The organism is Streptomyces sp. JLBT605, assembly GCF_058215555.1.
In genome coordinates, this window is record NZ_CM177087.1 from 370,724 (window position 1) to 386,864 (window position 16,141).

General features: G+C 74.1%; 14 protein-coding genes and 1 riboswitch. Of the genes, 9 read left to right on the plus strand and 5 right to left on the minus strand.

All coding sequences use genetic code 11. The features are described 5' to 3' along the window. Positions 1-142: 142 nt before the first annotated feature. The gene (locus AC4BDD_RS01905) at positions 143-2,794 is read left to right on the plus strand and encodes a SpoIIE family protein phosphatase (protein ID WP_490689196.1); all 2,652 of its coding nucleotides are present in this window, start codon (positions 143-145) and stop codon (positions 2,792-2,794) included. 70 nt (positions 2,795-2,864) lie between these two features. Here the strand turns inward: AC4BDD_RS01905 and ligD are convergent, their stop codons facing one another. After that, positions 2,865-3,875: a non-homologous end-joining DNA ligase gene (gene ligD / locus AC4BDD_RS01910; protein ID WP_490689197.1), complete on the minus strand. Its 1,011-nt coding sequence runs from the start codon at positions 3,873-3,875 to the stop codon at positions 2,865-2,867. Between the two features lie 74 nt (positions 3,876-3,949). Here ligD and AC4BDD_RS01915 point away from each other — a divergent pair, with 74 nt between their 5' ends. Beyond that, entirely contained in the window at positions 3,950-5,011 is a 1,062-nt protein-coding gene (locus AC4BDD_RS01915) for an ATP-dependent DNA ligase (protein WP_490689198.1), read from the plus strand. Between the two features lie 75 nt (positions 5,012-5,086). Here the strand turns inward: AC4BDD_RS01915 and AC4BDD_RS01920 are convergent, their stop codons facing one another. After that, positions 5,087-5,539 carry a hypothetical protein gene (locus AC4BDD_RS01920; RefSeq protein WP_490689199.1) on the minus strand — a complete coding sequence of 151 codons (453 nt, stop codon included), beginning with the start codon at positions 5,537-5,539 and terminating at the stop codon, positions 5,087-5,089. A gap of 235 nt (positions 5,540-5,774) precedes the next feature. Between AC4BDD_RS01920 and AC4BDD_RS01925 the strand changes: the two genes are divergently transcribed. Next, the gene (locus AC4BDD_RS01925) at positions 5,775-6,347 is read left to right on the plus strand and encodes a GNAT family N-acetyltransferase (protein WP_490689200.1); all 573 of its coding nucleotides are present in this window, start codon (positions 5,775-5,777) and stop codon (positions 6,345-6,347) included. On the opposite strand, the gene AC4BDD_RS01930 is transcribed toward AC4BDD_RS01925, so the two are convergent. Together AC4BDD_RS01930 and AC4BDD_RS01935 are read right to left on the minus strand one after the other, a co-directional pair. Continuing rightward, positions 6,328-7,026, minus strand: coding sequence for a hypothetical protein (locus tag AC4BDD_RS01930; protein ID WP_490689201.1), 699 nt, complete (start codon positions 7,024-7,026; stop codon positions 6,328-6,330). The two genes, AC4BDD_RS01925 and AC4BDD_RS01930, sit on opposite strands and share 20 nt — an antisense overlap. Beyond that, a complete protein-coding gene (locus AC4BDD_RS01935) occupies positions 7,019-7,600 on the minus strand; it encodes an RNA polymerase sigma factor (RefSeq protein ID WP_490689202.1) in 582 nt (193 codons plus the stop codon). The genes AC4BDD_RS01930 and AC4BDD_RS01935 overlap by 8 nt, the downstream gene beginning before the upstream one ends. Before the next feature lie 187 nt (positions 7,601-7,787). Here AC4BDD_RS01935 and AC4BDD_RS01940 point away from each other — a divergent pair, with 187 nt between their 5' ends. From AC4BDD_RS01940 to AC4BDD_RS01965, 6 genes are all read left to right on the plus strand, one after another. Further along, positions 7,788-8,264: a cupredoxin domain-containing protein gene (locus AC4BDD_RS01940; RefSeq protein WP_490689203.1), complete on the plus strand. Its 477-nt coding sequence runs from the start codon at positions 7,788-7,790 to the stop codon at positions 8,262-8,264. A gap of 109 nt (positions 8,265-8,373) precedes the next feature. After that, positions 8,374-10,881, plus strand: coding sequence for an ATP-binding SpoIIE family protein phosphatase (locus tag AC4BDD_RS01945; protein WP_490689204.1), 2,508 nt, complete (start codon positions 8,374-8,376; stop codon positions 10,879-10,881). A gap of 58 nt (positions 10,882-10,939) precedes the next feature. Then, positions 10,940-11,134: riboswitch (cobalamin riboswitch) on the plus strand. A gap of 29 nt (positions 11,135-11,163) precedes the next feature. Continuing rightward, entirely contained in the window at positions 11,164-11,865 is a 702-nt protein-coding gene (locus tag AC4BDD_RS01950; protein WP_490689205.1) for an energy-coupling factor ABC transporter permease, read from the plus strand. Continuing rightward, positions 11,862-12,449, plus strand: a complete 588-nt coding sequence (locus AC4BDD_RS01955) for an energy-coupling factor ABC transporter substrate-binding protein (RefSeq protein WP_490689206.1) — start codon at positions 11,862-11,864, stop codon at positions 12,447-12,449. The genes AC4BDD_RS01950 and AC4BDD_RS01955 overlap by 4 nt, the downstream gene beginning before the upstream one ends. Positions 12,450-12,453: 4 nt before the next feature. After that, positions 12,454-13,203: a cobalt ECF transporter T component CbiQ gene (gene cbiQ / locus AC4BDD_RS01960; RefSeq protein ID WP_490689207.1), complete on the plus strand. Its 750-nt coding sequence runs from the start codon at positions 12,454-12,456 to the stop codon at positions 13,201-13,203. Next, positions 13,200-14,045, plus strand: coding sequence for an energy-coupling factor ABC transporter ATP-binding protein (locus tag AC4BDD_RS01965; RefSeq protein ID WP_490689208.1), 846 nt, complete (start codon positions 13,200-13,202; stop codon positions 14,043-14,045). Before cbiQ ends, AC4BDD_RS01965 begins: the two co-directional genes overlap by 4 nt. Before the next feature lie 43 nt (positions 14,046-14,088). Here AC4BDD_RS01965 and AC4BDD_RS01970 read toward each other — a convergent pair whose 3' ends face one another. Then, a complete protein-coding gene (locus AC4BDD_RS01970; protein ID WP_490691618.1) occupies positions 14,089-16,071 on the minus strand; it encodes an APC family permease in 1,983 nt (660 codons plus the stop codon). Positions 16,072-16,141: the final 70 nt, after the last annotated feature.

The window sequence follows — 16,141 nt, forward strand, 5'->3', positions numbered from 1 at the left end:
GCTGCCCGGCCGTGGAGCCAACGCAGCGTTCGCACGCCGCAACTAGCTGTGCAAACATACGCGTATGGGTCGGTTGCGACCTGAAGTGAACGCGGCATCGTCCCCGCGGCACCCTCGCGCGCGGGGTCGGCGGCGCTTTTCCATGTTCGGCGTCCACACCGTCGCCGGCCAGGCACTGGTGCTCCAGGTGATCGTGGCCCTGCTGATCGTCGCCGCCGGCGTGGTGGCGCTGGTGCTGCAGGCGGAGCGCGACAGCAAGAGCGATGCCCGGCACCGGTCGCTGGCCGTCGCCGAGGCGTTCGCCAGCTCTCCGGGGATCGTGGCGGCCCTGGACTCCTCTGATCCGACCGCGGTGCTCCAGCCGCGGGCCGAGGAGACCCGGAAGCGCACCGGGGTCGACTTCGTCGTGGTGACCGACACCGAGGGAATCCGCTACACCCACCCCAAGCCGGACCGGATCGGGAAGAAGTTCGTCGGCGACATCGACGACCCGCTGGCGGGAAAGCCGGTCACCGAGACGGTCGAGGGCACCATAGGGGAACTGGTGCAGGCCACGGTGCCGGTGCGCAACCCCGACGGCCAGGTGGTCGGGCTGGTCTCGGCCGGGGTGCTCACCAGCTCCGTCGGCGATGTGGTCGGCCGTCAGCTGCCGGTCCTCCTCGGTGGCGCGGCCGGCGCCCTGCTGCTGGCGACCGGCGGGATCGCCATGGCGAGCCGCCGCCTCAGCCGCCAGACCCACGGCCTCGGCCCGGCCGAGATGGCCCGGATGTACGAGCACTACGACGCCGTGCTGCACTCCGTCCGGGAGGGCGTGCTCATCGTCAGCGGCGGGCGGCGGCTGCTCCTCGCCAACGACGAGGCCCGCCGGCTGCTCGCCCTGCCCGCGGACGCCGAGGGGCAGGCCGTCGCCGAGCTCGGGCTCAACGCCCACATGACCGAGCTGCTGGACTCCGGCCGCGTCGCCACCGACGAGGTGGTCGCCTCCGGAGACCGGCTGCTCGCGGTGAACAACCGGCCCGCGGACCGGCGCGGCGGGTCCGCGGAGGCCGGCGGCCGGCACGGCCCCGCCGGTACCGTCGCCACCCTGCGCGACACCACCGAGCTGCACACCCTCTCGGGCAAGGCGGCCATGGCGCGGGACCGGCTGCGGCTGCTCTACGACAGCAGCGTGACCATCGGCACCACCCTGGACGTGACCCGCACGGCGCACGAGCTGGCCGACGCGACCGTTCCCGAACTCGCCGACTTCACCACCGTCGACCTGGTCGAGGGCGTGCTCACCGGTGAGGAGCCGGCGGCCGGGGAGCCGGCCCAGCTGCGCCGTACGGCCATCAGCGGCATCGGCCGCGACCACCCGCTCTACCCGGTCGGCCGGACCATCCGGTTCGTGGAGTCCTCGCCGCAGGCCCGAAGCTTCGCCGCCGGCCGCGCGCTCGTCGCGCCCGACCTGCGCTTCGCCCACGGCTGGCAGGCGCAGGACCCCGAGCGCGCCCAGGCGATCATCGACTACGGGATCCACTCCCTGATCGCGGTGCCGCTGCGCTCGCGGAACGTCATCCTCGGCATCGTCAGCTTCTGGCGCTCCGAGCGGCCGGAGCCGTTCGAGGAGGACGACATCTCCCTGGCAGAAGAGGTCGTCGCCCATGCCGCGGTGTGCATCGACAACGCCCGCCGCTACACCCGTGAGCACGCGATGGCGGTGACCTTGCAGCAGAGCCTGCTGCCCAGCGCGCTGCCCGGCCAGAACGCCCTCGACGTGGCCTTCCGCTACCTGCCCGCGCAGGCCGGGGTGGGCGGCGACTGGTTCGACGTGATCCCGCTGCCCGGCGCCCGCACCGCGGTCGTGGTCGGCGACGTGGTCGGCCACGGACTGCACGCCGCGGCGACCATGGGCCGGCTGCGGACCGCGGTGCACAACTTCTCCGCGCTCGACATGGCACCCGACGAGCTGCTGGGCAGGCTCAACGAACTGGCCCTCCAGGTCGACCCGGACACCGCGGGCGGCGGGAGCGACGCGCTGACCGGCGCGACCTGCCTGTACGGGATCTACGACCCGGTCGGCCGCCGGTTCACCGCCGCCCGGGCCGGCCACCCGCCGCCGGCGCTGGTCACCCCGGACGGCACGGTGGACTTCCCCGAGCTGCCGGCCGGGCCGCCACTGGGCCTGTCCGGTCTGCCCTTCGAAGCCGCCGAGGTGCCGGTGGAGCCCGGCAGCCGTCTGGTGCTGTACACCGACGGGCTGGTGGAGCAACGGGACCGGGACATCGACACCGGGCTGGCGATGCTCCGCGACGTACTGGCCGGGCCGGGGCGGCGCGGCCCCGAGGAGACCTGCCAGGCGGTGCTCGACGCGATGCTCCCGGCGCACCAGCGCGACGACATCGCCCTGCTGGTCGCGGTGACCAACGCGCTGCCCGACGACCGGATCGCACAGTGGGACGTGCCGGAGGACCCGGCCGCGGTGGCCCGGGTACGGGCCGCGGTCTCCGGCCGGCTGGAGGAGTGGGGGCTGGGCGAGGAGGCGTTCACCACCGAGCTGATCCTCAGTGAGCTGATCACCAACGCGCTCCGGCACGGCTCGCCCCCGGTCCGCGTCCGGCTGCTGCTGGACCGCTTCCTGATCTGCGAGGTCGCCGACGGCAGCAGCACCTCCCCGCATCTGCGCCACGCCGCCACGATGGACGAGGGCGGCCGCGGGCTGTTCCTGGTCGCGCAGTTCGCCGAGCGGTGGGGCACCCGCTACACGGCCACCGGCAAGGTCATCTGGGCCGAGCAGACCCTGCCCCGGGGGTGACGGCGACGCGGTGCCGTGGCGCCTTCAGGCCCGGCTGCCGCTCATCCCGCCGCTCAGGTCATCCCGCCGCTCACTCCGCGCGCTTGGCCCGGCTGGGCTGGACCCGCCGGGGCTCGCCGGGCATCTTCGGATGGTCCGGCGGATAGGGCATGTCGCCCAGCCCGTGGTCCCGTTCGTCGCGCTCCGCCATCTCCAGCAGCCCCTCCAGCGGGTACGCGTGGTCCACCATGTCCGCGTGCACGTCGCCTTGTTCGGCGAACCGGTCCGCCATGGTGAGCAGGTCGAAGTCGGCGGGCTCTACTTCGCCCACCTCCTCCCAGCGCAGCGGGGCCGAGACCGGGGCGTGCGGGCGGGGGCGCACCGAGTACGCCGAGGCGATGGTCCGGTCGCGGGCGGTCTGGTTGTAGTCGACGAAGATCCGCTCGCCGCGCTCCTCCTTCCACCAGGCCGTGGTCACCCGGCCGGGCATCCGCCGCTCCAGCTCCCGGCCGACCGCGATCGCCGCCCGTCGCACCTCGGTGAAGGTCCAGCGGGGCTCCAGAGGCACGAACACGTGCAGGCCGCGGCCGCCGGAGGTCTTGGGCCAGCCGCGCAGACCGTGTTCGTCGAGGAGGGCGCGGAGTTCGTGGGCGACGGGCACCGCCTCGGCGTACCCGGTGCCCGGCTGCGGGTCCAGGTCGATGCGCAGCTCGTCCGGGTGGTCCAGCCGGCCGCTCCGCACCGGCCAGGGGTGGAAGGTGAGGCAGCCCAGGTTGGCGGCCCAGATCACCGCCTCCACACCGGTCGGGCAGATCTCGTCCGCGTGCCGGCCGCTGGGGAAGGAGATGGTCGCGGTGCGCAGCCAGCCGGGGTGGTTCTTCGGAGCGCGCTTCTGGAAGAACGACTCCCCCTCGATGCCGTCGGGGAAGCGCTCCAAGGTGGTGGGCCGGTCGTGGAGGGCGCGGGTGATGCCGGGGCCGACGGCGAGGAAGTAGCGGGCGATGTCGAGCTTGGTGAATCCGCGCTCCGGGAAGTACACCTTCTCCGGATTGGACAGCCGGACGGTGTGCTCCCCCGCCTCCAGCTCCACCGCTTCGCCCATGCCCGCTACCGTAGGCGGCCGCCGCGGACCTCGCATATCGGGCGCGGTGCCGTGCGGCGCGGGACAATCACGTCATGGACCTTCCGGTCATGCCCCCGGTGAAGCCGATGCTGGCCCGGTCGGTGGCGAGGATCCCCGACGGCATGCACTACGAGGCCAAGTGGGACGGCTTCCGGGCCATCGTCCACCGGGACGGGGACGAGGTGGTGATCGGCAGCAGGACCGGCAAGCCGCTGACCCGCTACTTCCCCGAACTCATTCCCGCGCTGCGCGGGGCGCTGCCCGCCCGGTGCGTGGTGGACGGCGAGATCGTGATCGTGCACCAGGGCCGGCTCGACTTCGACCTGCTCACCGAGCGCATCCATCCCGCCGACTCCCGGGTGCGGATGCTGGCCGAGCGCACCCCGGCGAGCTTCGTGGCCTTCGACCTGCTGGCGCTGGGCGAGGAGTCACTGCTGGACGCCCCGCTGACCCGGCGGCGGGCCGCCCTGGTCGAAGCGCTGCGCGGCGCGGGCCCGCCGGTGCATCTGGCGCCCGCCACCACGGACATCGCGCTGGCCCGCGAGTGGTTCGAGCGCTTCGAGGGCGCCGGTCTGGACGGGGTGGTCGCCAAGCCCCTCGGTCTTCCCTACCGGCCGGACGCCCGGGTGATGTACAAGATCAAGCACGAGCGGACCGCGGACTGCGTCGTCGCCGGCTACCGCCATCACAAGACCGGTCCGGTGCTGGGCTCCATGCTGCTGGGCCTCTACGACGACACGGGCCGGCTCCAGCACGTCGGGGTCTGCGCGGCCTTCCCGATGCGGCGGCGGCGTGAGCTGATCGCCGAACTGGAGCCGCTGCGCATGGAGTCGGCCGAGGGGCACCCGTGGGCGGCGTGGACGGACGAGACCGCCCATGAGGACGCGCGGCTGCCCGGCGCGCCCAGCCGCTGGTCCGGGTCGAAGGACCTGGCGTGGGTGCCGCTGCGGACCGAGCGCGTGTGCGAGGTGGGCTACGACCACATGCAGGGCGACCGCTTCCGGCACACCACGCAGTTCCGCCGCTGGCGGCCCGACCGGGACCCGCGCTCCTGCACCTACGAGCAGTTGGAGGAGCCGGTCGGCTACGACCTGGCCGACGTGCTGGGCGGTTAGGGCGTGTCCGGTGGGCCGGTGCGACGCCGCGGATACCCTCCCCCAGACTCCGTCCGGGGGGACCCCCAGACACCCCTAGGGGGCGTAGAGCCGGCACAGGGCCATCTGCTCGGGGCTGAGGTGCCGGCCGGCCATGTCGCACACGGACCCCGTGCCCGGGTGCGGCATCACGGCGCTCGGCACGCCCCGGGGCGCCGGGATCGGCGCGGGCGGCGGAGCCACCGGCCGGGCGGGGGCGGCCGGGGCGGCGGGTGCCGCCACGGCGGCCGGGCGGTCCTGCCGCGGCGTGGGGTGTGCCGGCGGGCGACTGTGCCGGGGGGCGGGACGGGCCGGGTGGCCGGGGTGGCCGGGAGCGCGGGGTGCCCGGGCCCGCTCGGGCTGCTCGGCGCGGCGGCCCGCCTCGGCGGTGTGTCGCGGCCGGGGGCTGCCGCTCTTGCCGACGGTCGGATCGTCGGCGGAGACGGAGACGCATCCGGCGATTCCGGGCAGCAGACCGAGCACGGTGAGGGAGAGCAATCGGCGACGCATCCCGTTACCGTGCCGCACCCGGCGGGCCGGAGGCGGCCACGGCACCCCGGCACCACCTGAACGACGGACCCGCGGGCCCGCGAAGCTGACCGGGTGTGCGCCGTGGGCGCCGTCCGGCGATGCGATGAACTCCCCGCGCACGCGGCGGGTGCGGGGTGGCGGTGGTGTGCGGGGCGGGTGCGGTGGCGTGCGGGGTGGGTGCCGGGCCGTCGGCGGGGTGCGGCAGGATCGGATCATGAACGACACCACCACCCTTGCCCGGAGCCTGCACTTCCGGCGCGCCGGGGAGAGCGACATAGCCGAGTTGGTGCGCCTGCGCGACGACGCCGCGCGCTGGCAGGCAGATATTGGCATAGACCAATGGAAGCCGGGTGAGCTGAGGCCTGACCACTTCCGGGCCCGGCTGCGGGACGGCGAGATCTGGATCGCGACACTGGGGCCCGAGGGGCCCAGCGCGGGGGCCTGGGAGCTGTGGTGGGAGGACCTGGCCGCCTGGGGGCGGCAGCCGGTGGAGGCGGGCTATGTGCACCGGCTGATGACGGACCGGCGGACCGCGCCCCCCGGCGCGGGCCGGATCATGCTCGCCGAGGCCGAGCGGCGGATCGCCGCGGCGGGCCGGGAGGTGTGCCGGCTGGACTGCCGGGCGAACAACGCGCGACTGCGCCGCTACTACCAGGACGCGGGGTACACGGTCGTGGGAGAGACGCCCGCGAAGCACGGCGACGGCGGCAAGCGGTACGGGGTGACGCTGCTGGAGAAGCGGCTGGCGCCGGTCTCGGACGGGGCTCTCAGCTCCGCGGCGGGGTGAAGCGGGCGGTGGCCAGGACCTGGCCGTCCTCGGCCACCAGTCGTGCCCCGGTGAGGGTGTCCGGGTCCACCGGGGCCGGGGCACCCCAGTAGCCGTCGCCCTCGCGGAGGTCGAAGGAGCCGATGGGGACCGTGCCGCCGGTGCCGCGGGCGCCGTGCTCCAGTTGGCAGGAGACCTCCTCGGGGTGCGGGCCGGGGCCGAGGTCGACGGACATGTAGACCCAGCCCGGGGTGCCCGGGTAGGCGAAGATCCGGCCGACGGTGTCGCCGCCGGCGGTCAGGTCGGCGGAGAGCAGGGTGCGGCCCGGTCCGGCGGACTGCGAGGCCGGCGCGGGCCGCCCATGGTCGGTGCCGATGCCGATCGCCCAGCCGCCGAAGCCGAAGGCGAGGGCGAGGGCCGCCCCGGCCGCCACCAGGCGCGGCCGCAGCCGCCGGCGGCGCGCCGGGCGGGCCGGGATCAGCCGGTCGGTGACCCGGGTCTCGAAGCCGACCGGCGGTTCGCTGCCCGGGAGGAGTCCGAGCAGCCCGTCGCCGACCAGGGTCAGCTGTTCGACGTGGGCGCGGCAGCCGGGGCAGCGGTCCAGGTGGGCGACGGCCCGGGCCCGTTCCTGGCCCGGCAGGACGCCCAGCGCCAACTCGGCGGCGCACGCCCTCAGCTGGTCGCAGGTGAGGTCATTCATGGTCGGCTCGCTCAGGTCCGAGGGCGGTGCGGAGCTTGCCCATCGCCGCCCTGATCCGGGTCTTGGCGGTGCCCAGCGGGATCTGTTCGAACTCGGCGATCTGCGCTCCGGTCATCCCGTAGATCCCGGCCATCACCACGGCCCTGGCCTGGTCCCGGGGCAACTGGGCCAGGGCGGTCCGCATCCGCAGCGCGGCGTCGTCGGCGATCGCCCGCTGCTCGGGGGTCTCGGTGACGATGTCCAGCAGCGCATCCAGGTCCTCGGGGGCCACCGGGGCGGGCCTGCGGGCGCGCACCGCGTCGATGGCCAGGTTGTGGGCGATGGTCCGCAGCCAGGTGCGCACCGAGCCGCGCCGGGAGTCGTAGACCTGGGCGTGCCGCCAGGCCCGTTCGAAGGTCTGCTGGGCGATGTCCTCGGCGAGCTGCGGATCGCCGACCACCGCGATGGCGACGCCGAAGACCGTGCGCTGGAAGCGGCGCACGAAGGCCACGGCGATCTCCGGGTCGCCGGTGGCCAGACCGGCCAGCAGCGTCTCGTCGGGGACGCGCCCGAGCGGCAGACCCATTCTCTGCATATCCGTACATACGGCATGCCGGGGCGCGGAGATTGCTCCCGCCCGGCGCGGATCACCCGTCCGCCGTACGGCCGCCAATCCGCCGGGCGGCGCGGCCCGTATCCCGTGCGGGACCGGGATGGGCACGTCCGCCGACGGGCCCGGGACCGGCACGGATCATCATGTCGAGGGCACGGAGGGCCGAGTCATGGCAAGGACACTCGTCCGGCGGAACGTGGGGCTGTCGATGGCCGCCGGTGGGCTGGCGGCGCTGCTGGCGGCCTGCGGAGGCGGCGGGGACGGCGACGGGGGCGGCTCGCCCTCGCCCTCACCGTCGGCCCCCGGGCGGAGCACCGAACCGGGCGTCACCCAGGTGGACGTCCGGATGACCGACTACAAGCTGGATCTGTCGCGGCACACCTTCTCCGCCGGTGACTACACCTTCGTCGCGAAGAACGACGGCAGCCATGTGCACGCGCTGGAGATCGAGGGCTCCGGTATCGAGAAGAAGACCTCGACCGTCTCCCCCGGCGATTCGGCGAAGTTCGACGTGACCTTGAAGTCCGGCACGACGTACGAGCTGTACTGCCCGGTCGACGGCCACAAGGATCTGGGCATGCGGACCACCCTGACCGTCGGTGACGGCGCCTCTCCGAAGGAACACTCGAGCACCGGCGGCTACTGAGCCGCGCGGGCCCGCCCGCCCGTGGTGCCGCCGTGCGTGACGCAGACGCCCTGAGATCATGGTGATCGTGAGATCGCGGTGATCTGCGGAGAACGGGAAGTGTGTCCGTATGAGCAGTGCACCAGGTGGTGAGCCCTACCCCTTCGCCCTCTACAACACCGCCGCGGCCATCGTGGACGAGGCGGGCACCCTGGTGGCCTGGACCCCGGCGGCCGAGGAGATCCTGGGGCACCGCTCCGAGGACGTGTGCGGGCGGCCCATCACCGACCTGCTCGCCGACCCCGGGAGCCGGGCCGAGGTGCTGGCGCGGCTCGACTCGCGGGCGTGGGAGGGGCGGGCGACCATGCGGCACGGCGCGGGCGGCCGGCTCGACGTCGGCTTCCGGGTGCTGCCGCTGGGCGGCGGAAACTCCCGGTTCCCCTCCGGATACCTGGTGCTGGGCGCTCCGTACGAGCTGCTCACCCGGTGGCGACAGGACCATGCCCTGGCCGGTGAGCTGTTCGGCCAGGACCGGATCGGGCTGGCCGTCTTCGACGAGGAGCTGCGGCTGCTGCGCACCAACACCCCCCTGCTGCCGTACACCGGGGTGCCGGAGGATCTGCGGGGCCACCGGCTGGCGGACTTCCTGTGGCCGGAGGACGCCAGGGCCGTGGAGGACCGGCTCCGTCAGGTGCTGCGCACCGGGGAGCCCCTGGTCGGCTTCACCGCTCTGGCGCGGACCCTGGAGGACCCCCGCAGCGGGGTGGTCATGATGGTCTCGGCCTACCGGCTGCAGGAGCCCAGCGGGCGCCTGCTGGGGGTGGCCGCGACCTATGTGGACGTCACCGCCGAGCACCGGGGCCGGCAGCGGCTGGCCCTGCTGCACCGGGCCACCGCGGCGCTGGGCGGCTCGCTGTCCGCGCTGGCGACGAGCGAGGACCTGGCCGGCGCGCTGGCGCCCGGGCTCGCCGACATCGTGGCGGTGGACGTGGCCGAGCCGGTGTTCACCGGCGGGGAGCCGGTCCCCGACCACCATGAGCGGATCGCCATGCGCCGCACCGCGGCGGCCGGCGAGGGCGCGGCCTCGCTGCGGTCCGGCGGGCCCGGGGAGATCTCCGCCACCCGCGCGGTGCCCGCCGCGCCGCAGCGGCACGGGCGGGGGGTGCTGGTCACCGGCCTGAACGGGGACACCGGGCCGGGCCCGGCCCCGCCCGCGTGGGCCACCGACGCGCCCGGCGCCCGGTCGGCGATCAGCGTCCCGGTGTGCAGCCGGAAGACCCTGCTGGGCAATCTCACCCTGTGGCGCACCGCGACGTCCCGGCCGGATTTCGAGGAGGACGATCTGGCGCTGGTGGAGGAGATCGCCTCGCGGGCGGCGCTGGCGCTGGACAACGTGCGCCGCTACACCCGCGAGCACCTGGCCGCGGTCAGCCTCCAGCGTTCGCTGCTGCCCCCGGCCACGGCGGACACCGCGGCCGTCCGCACCGCGAGTGTCTACCTGCCGGCCGACCCCATCGGCGGGGTGAGCGGCGACTGGTACGACGTCATTCCGCTGTCCTCCGCGCGCGTGGCCCTGGTGGTGGGCGATGTGGTCGGACACGGGCTGCGGGCCACCACCGCGATGGCCCGGTTGCGGACGGCGGTCCGCACCCTGGCCGATCTGGACCCCGATCCGGACGAGTTGCTCACCCACCTGGACGACCTCGTCCTGCAACTGCCGCTGGACACCGGGCTGGACGCCGGTTCCGGCGACCGCGGCGGCTGGCCGGAGCTGGAGCTGGAGGGCGGCACCGCCCTCCAGCCGACCCGGCCGAGCCCCCAGGGCGCCGCCGTCCCGGGCGGTACCTACTCCTTCGCCGCCACCTGCCTGTACGCCGTGTACGACCCGGTGAGCGGGCGCTGCGCACTGGCCAGCGCGGGCCATCCGCCCCCGGCGCTGGTGGGCGCGGACGGCTCGGCGGAGTTCGTCGAGATGAGCCCGGGGCCGCCGCTGGGCGTGGGCGGGCTGCCGTTCGAGAAGACGGTGGTCGACGTCGCCCCCGGCAGCGTCCTGGCGCTCTACACCGACGGGCTGATCGAGCGCGGAGAGGGCGACATCGACGAGGGCATGGCGCAGTTGCGGGAGCGGCTGGTCCGGTCGGGGGCGGCGCGGGACCGGCCGCTGCAGGACGTGGCCCGGGAGATCGTCGCCGGTCTGCCGCCGACCCGGCTGCCGGACGATGTGACGCTGCTGGTCGCCCGGACCCGGCGGGTGCCGCCGGGCGACACGGTGACGTGGGCGCTGGCGGCCGATCCGGCGGTGGTGTCGCGGGCGCGGGAGCTGGTGGCCGGCCAGCTGGCCGTCTGGGAGCTGGATTTGCTGGCGTTCACCACCGAGCTGGTGGTGAGCGAGCTGGTGACCAACGCCATCCGGCACGCGGGCGGTCCGGTGGAACTCCGGCTGATCCGCACCGATGTGCTGACCTGCGAGGTGTCCGACCCCAGCAGCACGCAGCCGCGGATGCGCCGGGCACGGGCCACCGACGAGGGTGGCCGCGGCCTGTATCTGGTCGCCCAGCTGACCACCCGCTGGGGCAGCCGTTACACCCGGCGGGGCAAGACCATCTGGGCCGAGCAGACCATGCCGCCGGCGGTGTGAGCCCCGGCAACCTCCTGGCGCCCCCTTTGCGAAAGTTGTCGTGACCAGGGTGGGAGCACTAAAGTCGCAGCGCCTTGGTGACGGGAAACCGGTGGAGAAACCGGTGCGGCCCTCGCCACTGTGATCGGGAAGTCCGGCTCCTGCCCCTCGGGGCGGCCACTGGGACGGCGCGGGGAACCGCGGCGCCCGGGAAGGCGGAGCCGAGACGGCACGACCCGTCAGCCAGGAGACCGGCCAAGGCGTGTCGTCCATCCACGAGGTGTTGGAGAGGTCTCCCTTCCCATGCACATAGCTGAGGGGTATCTGCCCCCGTTGCACGCGGCTGCCTGGGGTGCCGCGTCCGCGCCGTTCCTCATCCACGGCGTGCGGTCCCTGACCCGGGAGGTGAAGTCGAACCCGGAGAGCACCCTGCTGCTCGGCGCCTCCGGCGCCTTCACCTTCGTCCTCTCCGCGCTGAAGATCCCCTCGGTGACGGGCAGTTGCTCGCATCCCACCGGCACCGGACTGGGCGCGATCCTCTTCCGGCCCCCCATCATGGCCGTGCTGGGCACCATCACCCTGCTGTTCCAGGCTCTGCTGCTGGCCCACGGCGGGCTGACGACGCTGGGCGCCAACGCCTTCTCGATGGCGATCGTCGGGCCGTGGGCCGGATACGGCGTCTACTGGCTGCTGCGCCGCTTCCGACTGCCGCTGATGGTCAGCGTGTTCCTCGGGGCGTTCGTCGCCGACCTGAGCACCTACTGCGTGACCAGTGTGCAGCTGGCGCTCGCCTTCCCGGACCCCAGCAGCGGGTTCGCCGGTGCGCTGGCGAAGTTCGGCGGCATCTTCGCGGTCACGCAGATCCCGCTGGCGGTCAGCGAGGGACTGCTGACCGTGCTGGTGGTGCGGCTGCTGACGCAGTCCAGCAAGAGCGAGCTGACCCGGCTGGGCGTCCTGGCCCGGGACGAGCGGCCGGCCGACGCGAAGGAGGCGGTGGCCCGATGAACCGCAACACCAGGATCAACGCGCTGCTGCTGGCCGCGGTGGCGGCGCTCGCCGTCCTGCCGCTGGCCCTCGGGCTCGGTGACGACAAGGAGGAGCCGTTCACCGGGTCCGACGCCCAGGCGGAGACGGCCATCACCGAGAACAAGCCGGACTACGAGCCGTGGTTCTCGCCGCTGTACGAACCGCCCTCCGGAGAGATCGAGTCGGCGCTGTTCGCTCTCCAGGCGGCACTCGGCGGGGGCGTGCTGGCCTACTACTTCGGGCTGCGCAAGGGGCGGCGCCAGGGCGAGGCCAGGGCGGCGGAGGCGGCCAAGGCCGCCGAGATGGCCGGCGCGGCTGAGGCCCAGGCCGCCAAGGTGCCCCAGGCCGGTACCGGCGGCGCGGCCGCGGAGCAGGCTCCAGCCGGGATGGCGACCGAGCGGCAGGTGACCGGCGCCGAGTCGGCGACCGCGGCCACCGTGACGGCGGGCGCCGGGACCGCCGGCACCGAAACGGCCTGCACCGGGACGGCGGGCGACGAAACAGCGGGCGCCGGGACCGTCGGCACCGAAACGGCCGGCGGCTCCGGCCGCCGGACGGCGTAGCCGCGTGCTGCCCATCGACGCGGCGGCGCACAGCAGCCGCTGGCGCCGCCGCCATCCGCTGGAGAAGGCCGCGCTGGGCCTGGGGCTGACCGTCACGGCGGTCTGTCTGCCGCCCTGGCCCGGTGCCCCGCTGGTCGCCGCCGCCACCCTGGCCGTGCTGCTCGGCCCGGCCGGGGTGGCGGGGCGTCAGCTGTGGCGCGCCTTCCGCGTCCCGCTCGGCTTCTGCGTCACCGGTGCCGTCCCGCTGCTGTTCCAGGTGGGCGGCTCCGCGGGGCTGGTGTCCCTCGCCCCGCACGGCCCGGAGCACGCCGGGCAGCTCCTGCTGCGCACCGCCGCGGCCTCCCTGGGTGTGCTGCTGTTCGCGTTCACCACGCCGGTGTCCGATGTGCTCCCCCGGCTGGTGCGCGCCGGGGTTCCGGCGGCCGTCGTGGACGTCGCCCTGGTGATGTACCGGATCAGCTTCCTGCTGCTGGACGCCATCAGCCGGATCCGGCAGGCGCAGGCCGCCCGGCTCGGCCACACCGGCCGGGCCGCCGCCTGGCGGTCGCTGGCGGGCCTGGGCGCCACCGCGTTCGTCCGCGCCTTCGACCGGGCCGGGCGCCTCCAGGCCGGGCTCGCCGGCCGGGGGTACGACGGGACGCTGCGGGTGCTGGTGCCCCCGGCGGCCGTCTCGGCGCGGTTCCTGGGCGCGACCGCGGCCCTGCTGGCGGGCCTGGTCGCCCTCACTCTCGTCATCGAAAGGTTCGCGCTATGACCCCGCTGCCCGTCGTGGAGCTGATCGACGCCGGCTACGCCTACGAGGACGGCCCCACGGTGCTCGACGGGGTGAGCTTCACCATCGTCGAGGGGCGCTCGGTGGCCCTGCTCGGCCGGAACGGCAGCGGCAAGACCACCCTGCTCCGGCTGCTCAGCGGCGGGCTGCGCTGCGCCACCGGGGAACTCCGCCTGGACGGCACGCCGGTCGGTTACGACCGCAAGGGGCTGACCCGGCTGCGCACCACCGTCCAGCTGGTCGTCCAGGACCCGGACGACCAGCTGTTCGCCGCCTCGGTCGAGCAGGACGTGTCGTTCGGGCCGATGAACCTCGGCCTGCCCGAGGAGGAGGTCCGCGACCGGGTCGAGCGGGCGCTGGAGGCCCTGGACATCACCGCGCTGCGGGACCGGCCCACCCATCTGCTGTCGTACGGGCAGCGGAAGCGCGCCGCGATCGCCGGGGCCGTCGCCATGCGCCCGCGGGTGCTGATCATGGACGAGCCGACCGCGGGCCTGGACCCGCACGGACAGGAGCGGCTCCTGGAGGTGCTCGGGCAGCTCCGGGACCAGGGGACCACGGTGGTGATGGCCACGCACGACGTGGACCTCGCGCTGCGCTGGGCGGACGACGCGGCCGTGCTCGCACCGGACGGCCTGCGCACCGGGGAGGTGGGCGGGCTGCTGGCCGAGCAGCCGCTGCTGGACGCCGCGCGGCTGCGCCGGCCCTGGGGCATGGCGGCCGCCGAGGTGCTGCGGGCGCACGGACTGCTCGCGGCCGGGGAGCCCGGGCCGCGCACCCCCGAGGAGCTCGGCCGCTGGGCCGCGCCTGCCCTCCGGAGCTGACGACCCCCGGCGCGCGGAAGCGGGCTCGGTACCTCGCGCCCGGTCAGCCCTTGGGGCCCGGATGCGGGGCGCGCGGGGTGGAGGGCTCGCCACGGCGGACCGCACCGGGCGCGCGGGCGGCGGGGCGGTCGGCGCGGGCCGAGGAGCGCAGCTGCCAGGGGACGCTGGTGACCATGACGCCCGGGGTGAACAGCAGCCGGCTCTTCAGCCAGAGCGCGGACTGGTTGTGCAGGAAGTTCTCCCACCAGCGGCCCACCACGTACTCCGGAATGAAGACGCTGACCACGTCCCGCGGCCCGGCGCGCCGGATGGAGCGCACGTACTCCACCACCGGCCGGGTGATCTCGCGGTAGGGGGAGTCGATCACCTTCAGCGGCACGTCGACGTCGAGCTGTTCCCACTGGCGTTCCAGCTCGGCCGCGCCGGCCCGGTCCACGGCCACCGTCAGGGCCTCCAGCCGGTCCGGCTTGAGGGCGCGGGCGTAGGCCAGCGCGCGCAGGGTCGGCTTGTGGATGGTGGAGACCAGCACGATCACCAGCACCCGGGAGGGCGGGGCGAGTTCGTCGCGCGGGTCGCTGACCGCCAGCTCGGCCGCGGTGCCGTCGTAGTGCCGGCGGATGTTCCGCATCATCAGCCACAGCAGGACGGCGGCGAGCACCGCCAGCCACGCCCCGGCGAGGAACTTGGTGGCCAGCACGATCACCAGCACCAGGCCGGTGACGACCGCGCCGGTGGCGTTGACGACCCGGGCCAGCTGGTGACGGCGGCGCACGGCGGACTGGGGCTCGCCGCGCAGTTCGCGGTTCCAGTGCCGCACCATGCCGGCCTGGGAGAGCGTGAAGGAGGTGAAGACGCCGAGGATGTAGAGGTGGATGAGGTCGGTGACGTTGGCCTTGAACGCCCACAGCAGCAGCCCGGCGACCAGGGCCAGCGCCACGATGCCGTTGGAGAAGGCGAGCCGGTCGCCGCGGTTGTGCAGCTGGCGCGGCAGGTAGCGGTGCTGGGCGAGGATCGAGCCGAGCAGCGGGAAGCCGTTGAAGGCGGTGTTGGCCGCCAGGATGAGCACCAGCGCGGTGGTGACCTGGATGGCGTAGAAGCCCACGCTGTTGTCGCCGCCGAAGACGGCGGCGGCCAGTTGGGCGATGACGGTGCGCTGTGTGTGGTCCGAGCACCCGTCCAGCCCGGTCAGCCGGCAGGCGTCCTCGGTGATGTGCACCTTGGCGATGATGGCGAGTGTGGTGACCCCGCTGAACATCGCCACCGCGATGAGTCCCATGGCGGCCATGGTGGTCGCCGCGTTCCGCGACTTGGGCTTGCGGAAGGCGGGGACGCCGTTGGAGATCGCCTCCACGCCGGTGAGCGCGGTACAGCCGCTGGAGAACGCGCGCAGCACCAGCATCAGCAGCGCCAGGCCGGCCAGGTCCGCGTCCCCGTGCTCCGCCTCGATGCCGTACTTCGCGCTCTCCGCGACCGGCGCGTCCCCCAGGAGATAGCGGACCAGACCCGTCCCGACCATGATCAGCACGCCGGTGATGAAGAGGTAGGTGGGCGCGGCGAAGGCCCGGCCCGACTCGCGCATGCCGCGCAGGTTGGCCGCGGTCAGCAGGATGACGAAGGCCAGGGCCAGCAGTACGCGTACCTCGGCCAGTTCGGGCACGGCGGAGATGATGTTGTCCACACCCGAGGCGACGGAGACGGCCACCGTCATCACGTAGTCGACCAGCAGCGAGGCGGCGACCACCAGGCCGGCGGCCGGTCCGAGGTTGGTCGAGGCAACCTCGTAGGAGCCGCCGCCGCTCGGATAGGCGTGCACCACCTGCCGGTAGGAGAGCACCACCACGGTCATCAGACAGACGACCGCGAGCGCGATCCACGGGGTGAAGTGCAGATACGCCAGGCCGCCGAGAGTGAGGACGAGCAGGATCTCCTGAGTCGCGTACGCCACCGAGGACAGCGGGTCGGAGGCGAAGATCGGCAGCGCCAGCCGCTTGGGCAGCAGGGTCTCGTGCAACTCCTCGCTGCGCATGGCCCGGCCGATCACCAGCCGTTTGAGCACGTCGGTCAGGTTGAACACGAGGGTCAGCGTCGCAGGCCGG

What these genes read in the sequence shown, in the direction of transcription:
- AC4BDD_RS01940 (WP_490689203.1), top strand. Translation starts at nt 7,788, where the DNA reads ATGGCAAGGACACTCGTCCGGCGGAACGTGGGGCTGTCGATGGCCGCC.
- AC4BDD_RS01935 (WP_490689202.1), bottom strand. Translation starts at nt 7,600, where the DNA reads ATGCAGAGAATGGGTCTGCCGCTCGGGCGCGTCCCCGACGAGACGCTG.
- AC4BDD_RS01920 (WP_490689199.1), bottom strand. Translation starts at nt 5,539, where the DNA reads ATGCGTCGCCGATTGCTCTCCCTCACCGTGCTCGGTCTGCTGCCCGGA.
- AC4BDD_RS01945 (WP_490689204.1), top strand. Translation starts at nt 8,374, where the DNA reads ATGAGCAGTGCACCAGGTGGTGAGCCCTACCCCTTCGCCCTCTACAAC.
- AC4BDD_RS01950 (WP_490689205.1), top strand. Translation starts at nt 11,164, where the DNA reads ATGCACATAGCTGAGGGGTATCTGCCCCCGTTGCACGCGGCTGCCTGG.
- AC4BDD_RS01915 (WP_490689198.1), top strand. Translation starts at nt 3,950, where the DNA reads ATGGACCTTCCGGTCATGCCCCCGGTGAAGCCGATGCTGGCCCGGTCG.
- AC4BDD_RS01965 (WP_490689208.1), top strand. Translation starts at nt 13,200, where the DNA reads ATGACCCCGCTGCCCGTCGTGGAGCTGATCGACGCCGGCTACGCCTAC.
- AC4BDD_RS01955 (WP_490689206.1), top strand. Translation starts at nt 11,862, where the DNA reads ATGAACCGCAACACCAGGATCAACGCGCTGCTGCTGGCCGCGGTGGCG.
- ligD (WP_490689197.1), bottom strand. Translation starts at nt 3,875, where the DNA reads ATGGGCGAAGCGGTGGAGCTGGAGGCGGGGGAGCACACCGTCCGGCTG.
- AC4BDD_RS01930 (WP_490689201.1), bottom strand. Translation starts at nt 7,026, where the DNA reads ATGAATGACCTCACCTGCGACCAGCTGAGGGCGTGCGCCGCCGAGTTG.
- AC4BDD_RS01970 (WP_490691618.1), bottom strand. Translation starts at nt 16,071, where the DNA reads ATGCGCAGCGAGGAGTTGCACGAGACCCTGCTGCCCAAGCGGCTGGCG.
- AC4BDD_RS01905 (WP_490689196.1), top strand. Translation starts at nt 143, where the DNA reads ATGTTCGGCGTCCACACCGTCGCCGGCCAGGCACTGGTGCTCCAGGTG.
- AC4BDD_RS01925 (WP_490689200.1), top strand. Translation starts at nt 5,775, where the DNA reads ATGAACGACACCACCACCCTTGCCCGGAGCCTGCACTTCCGGCGCGCC.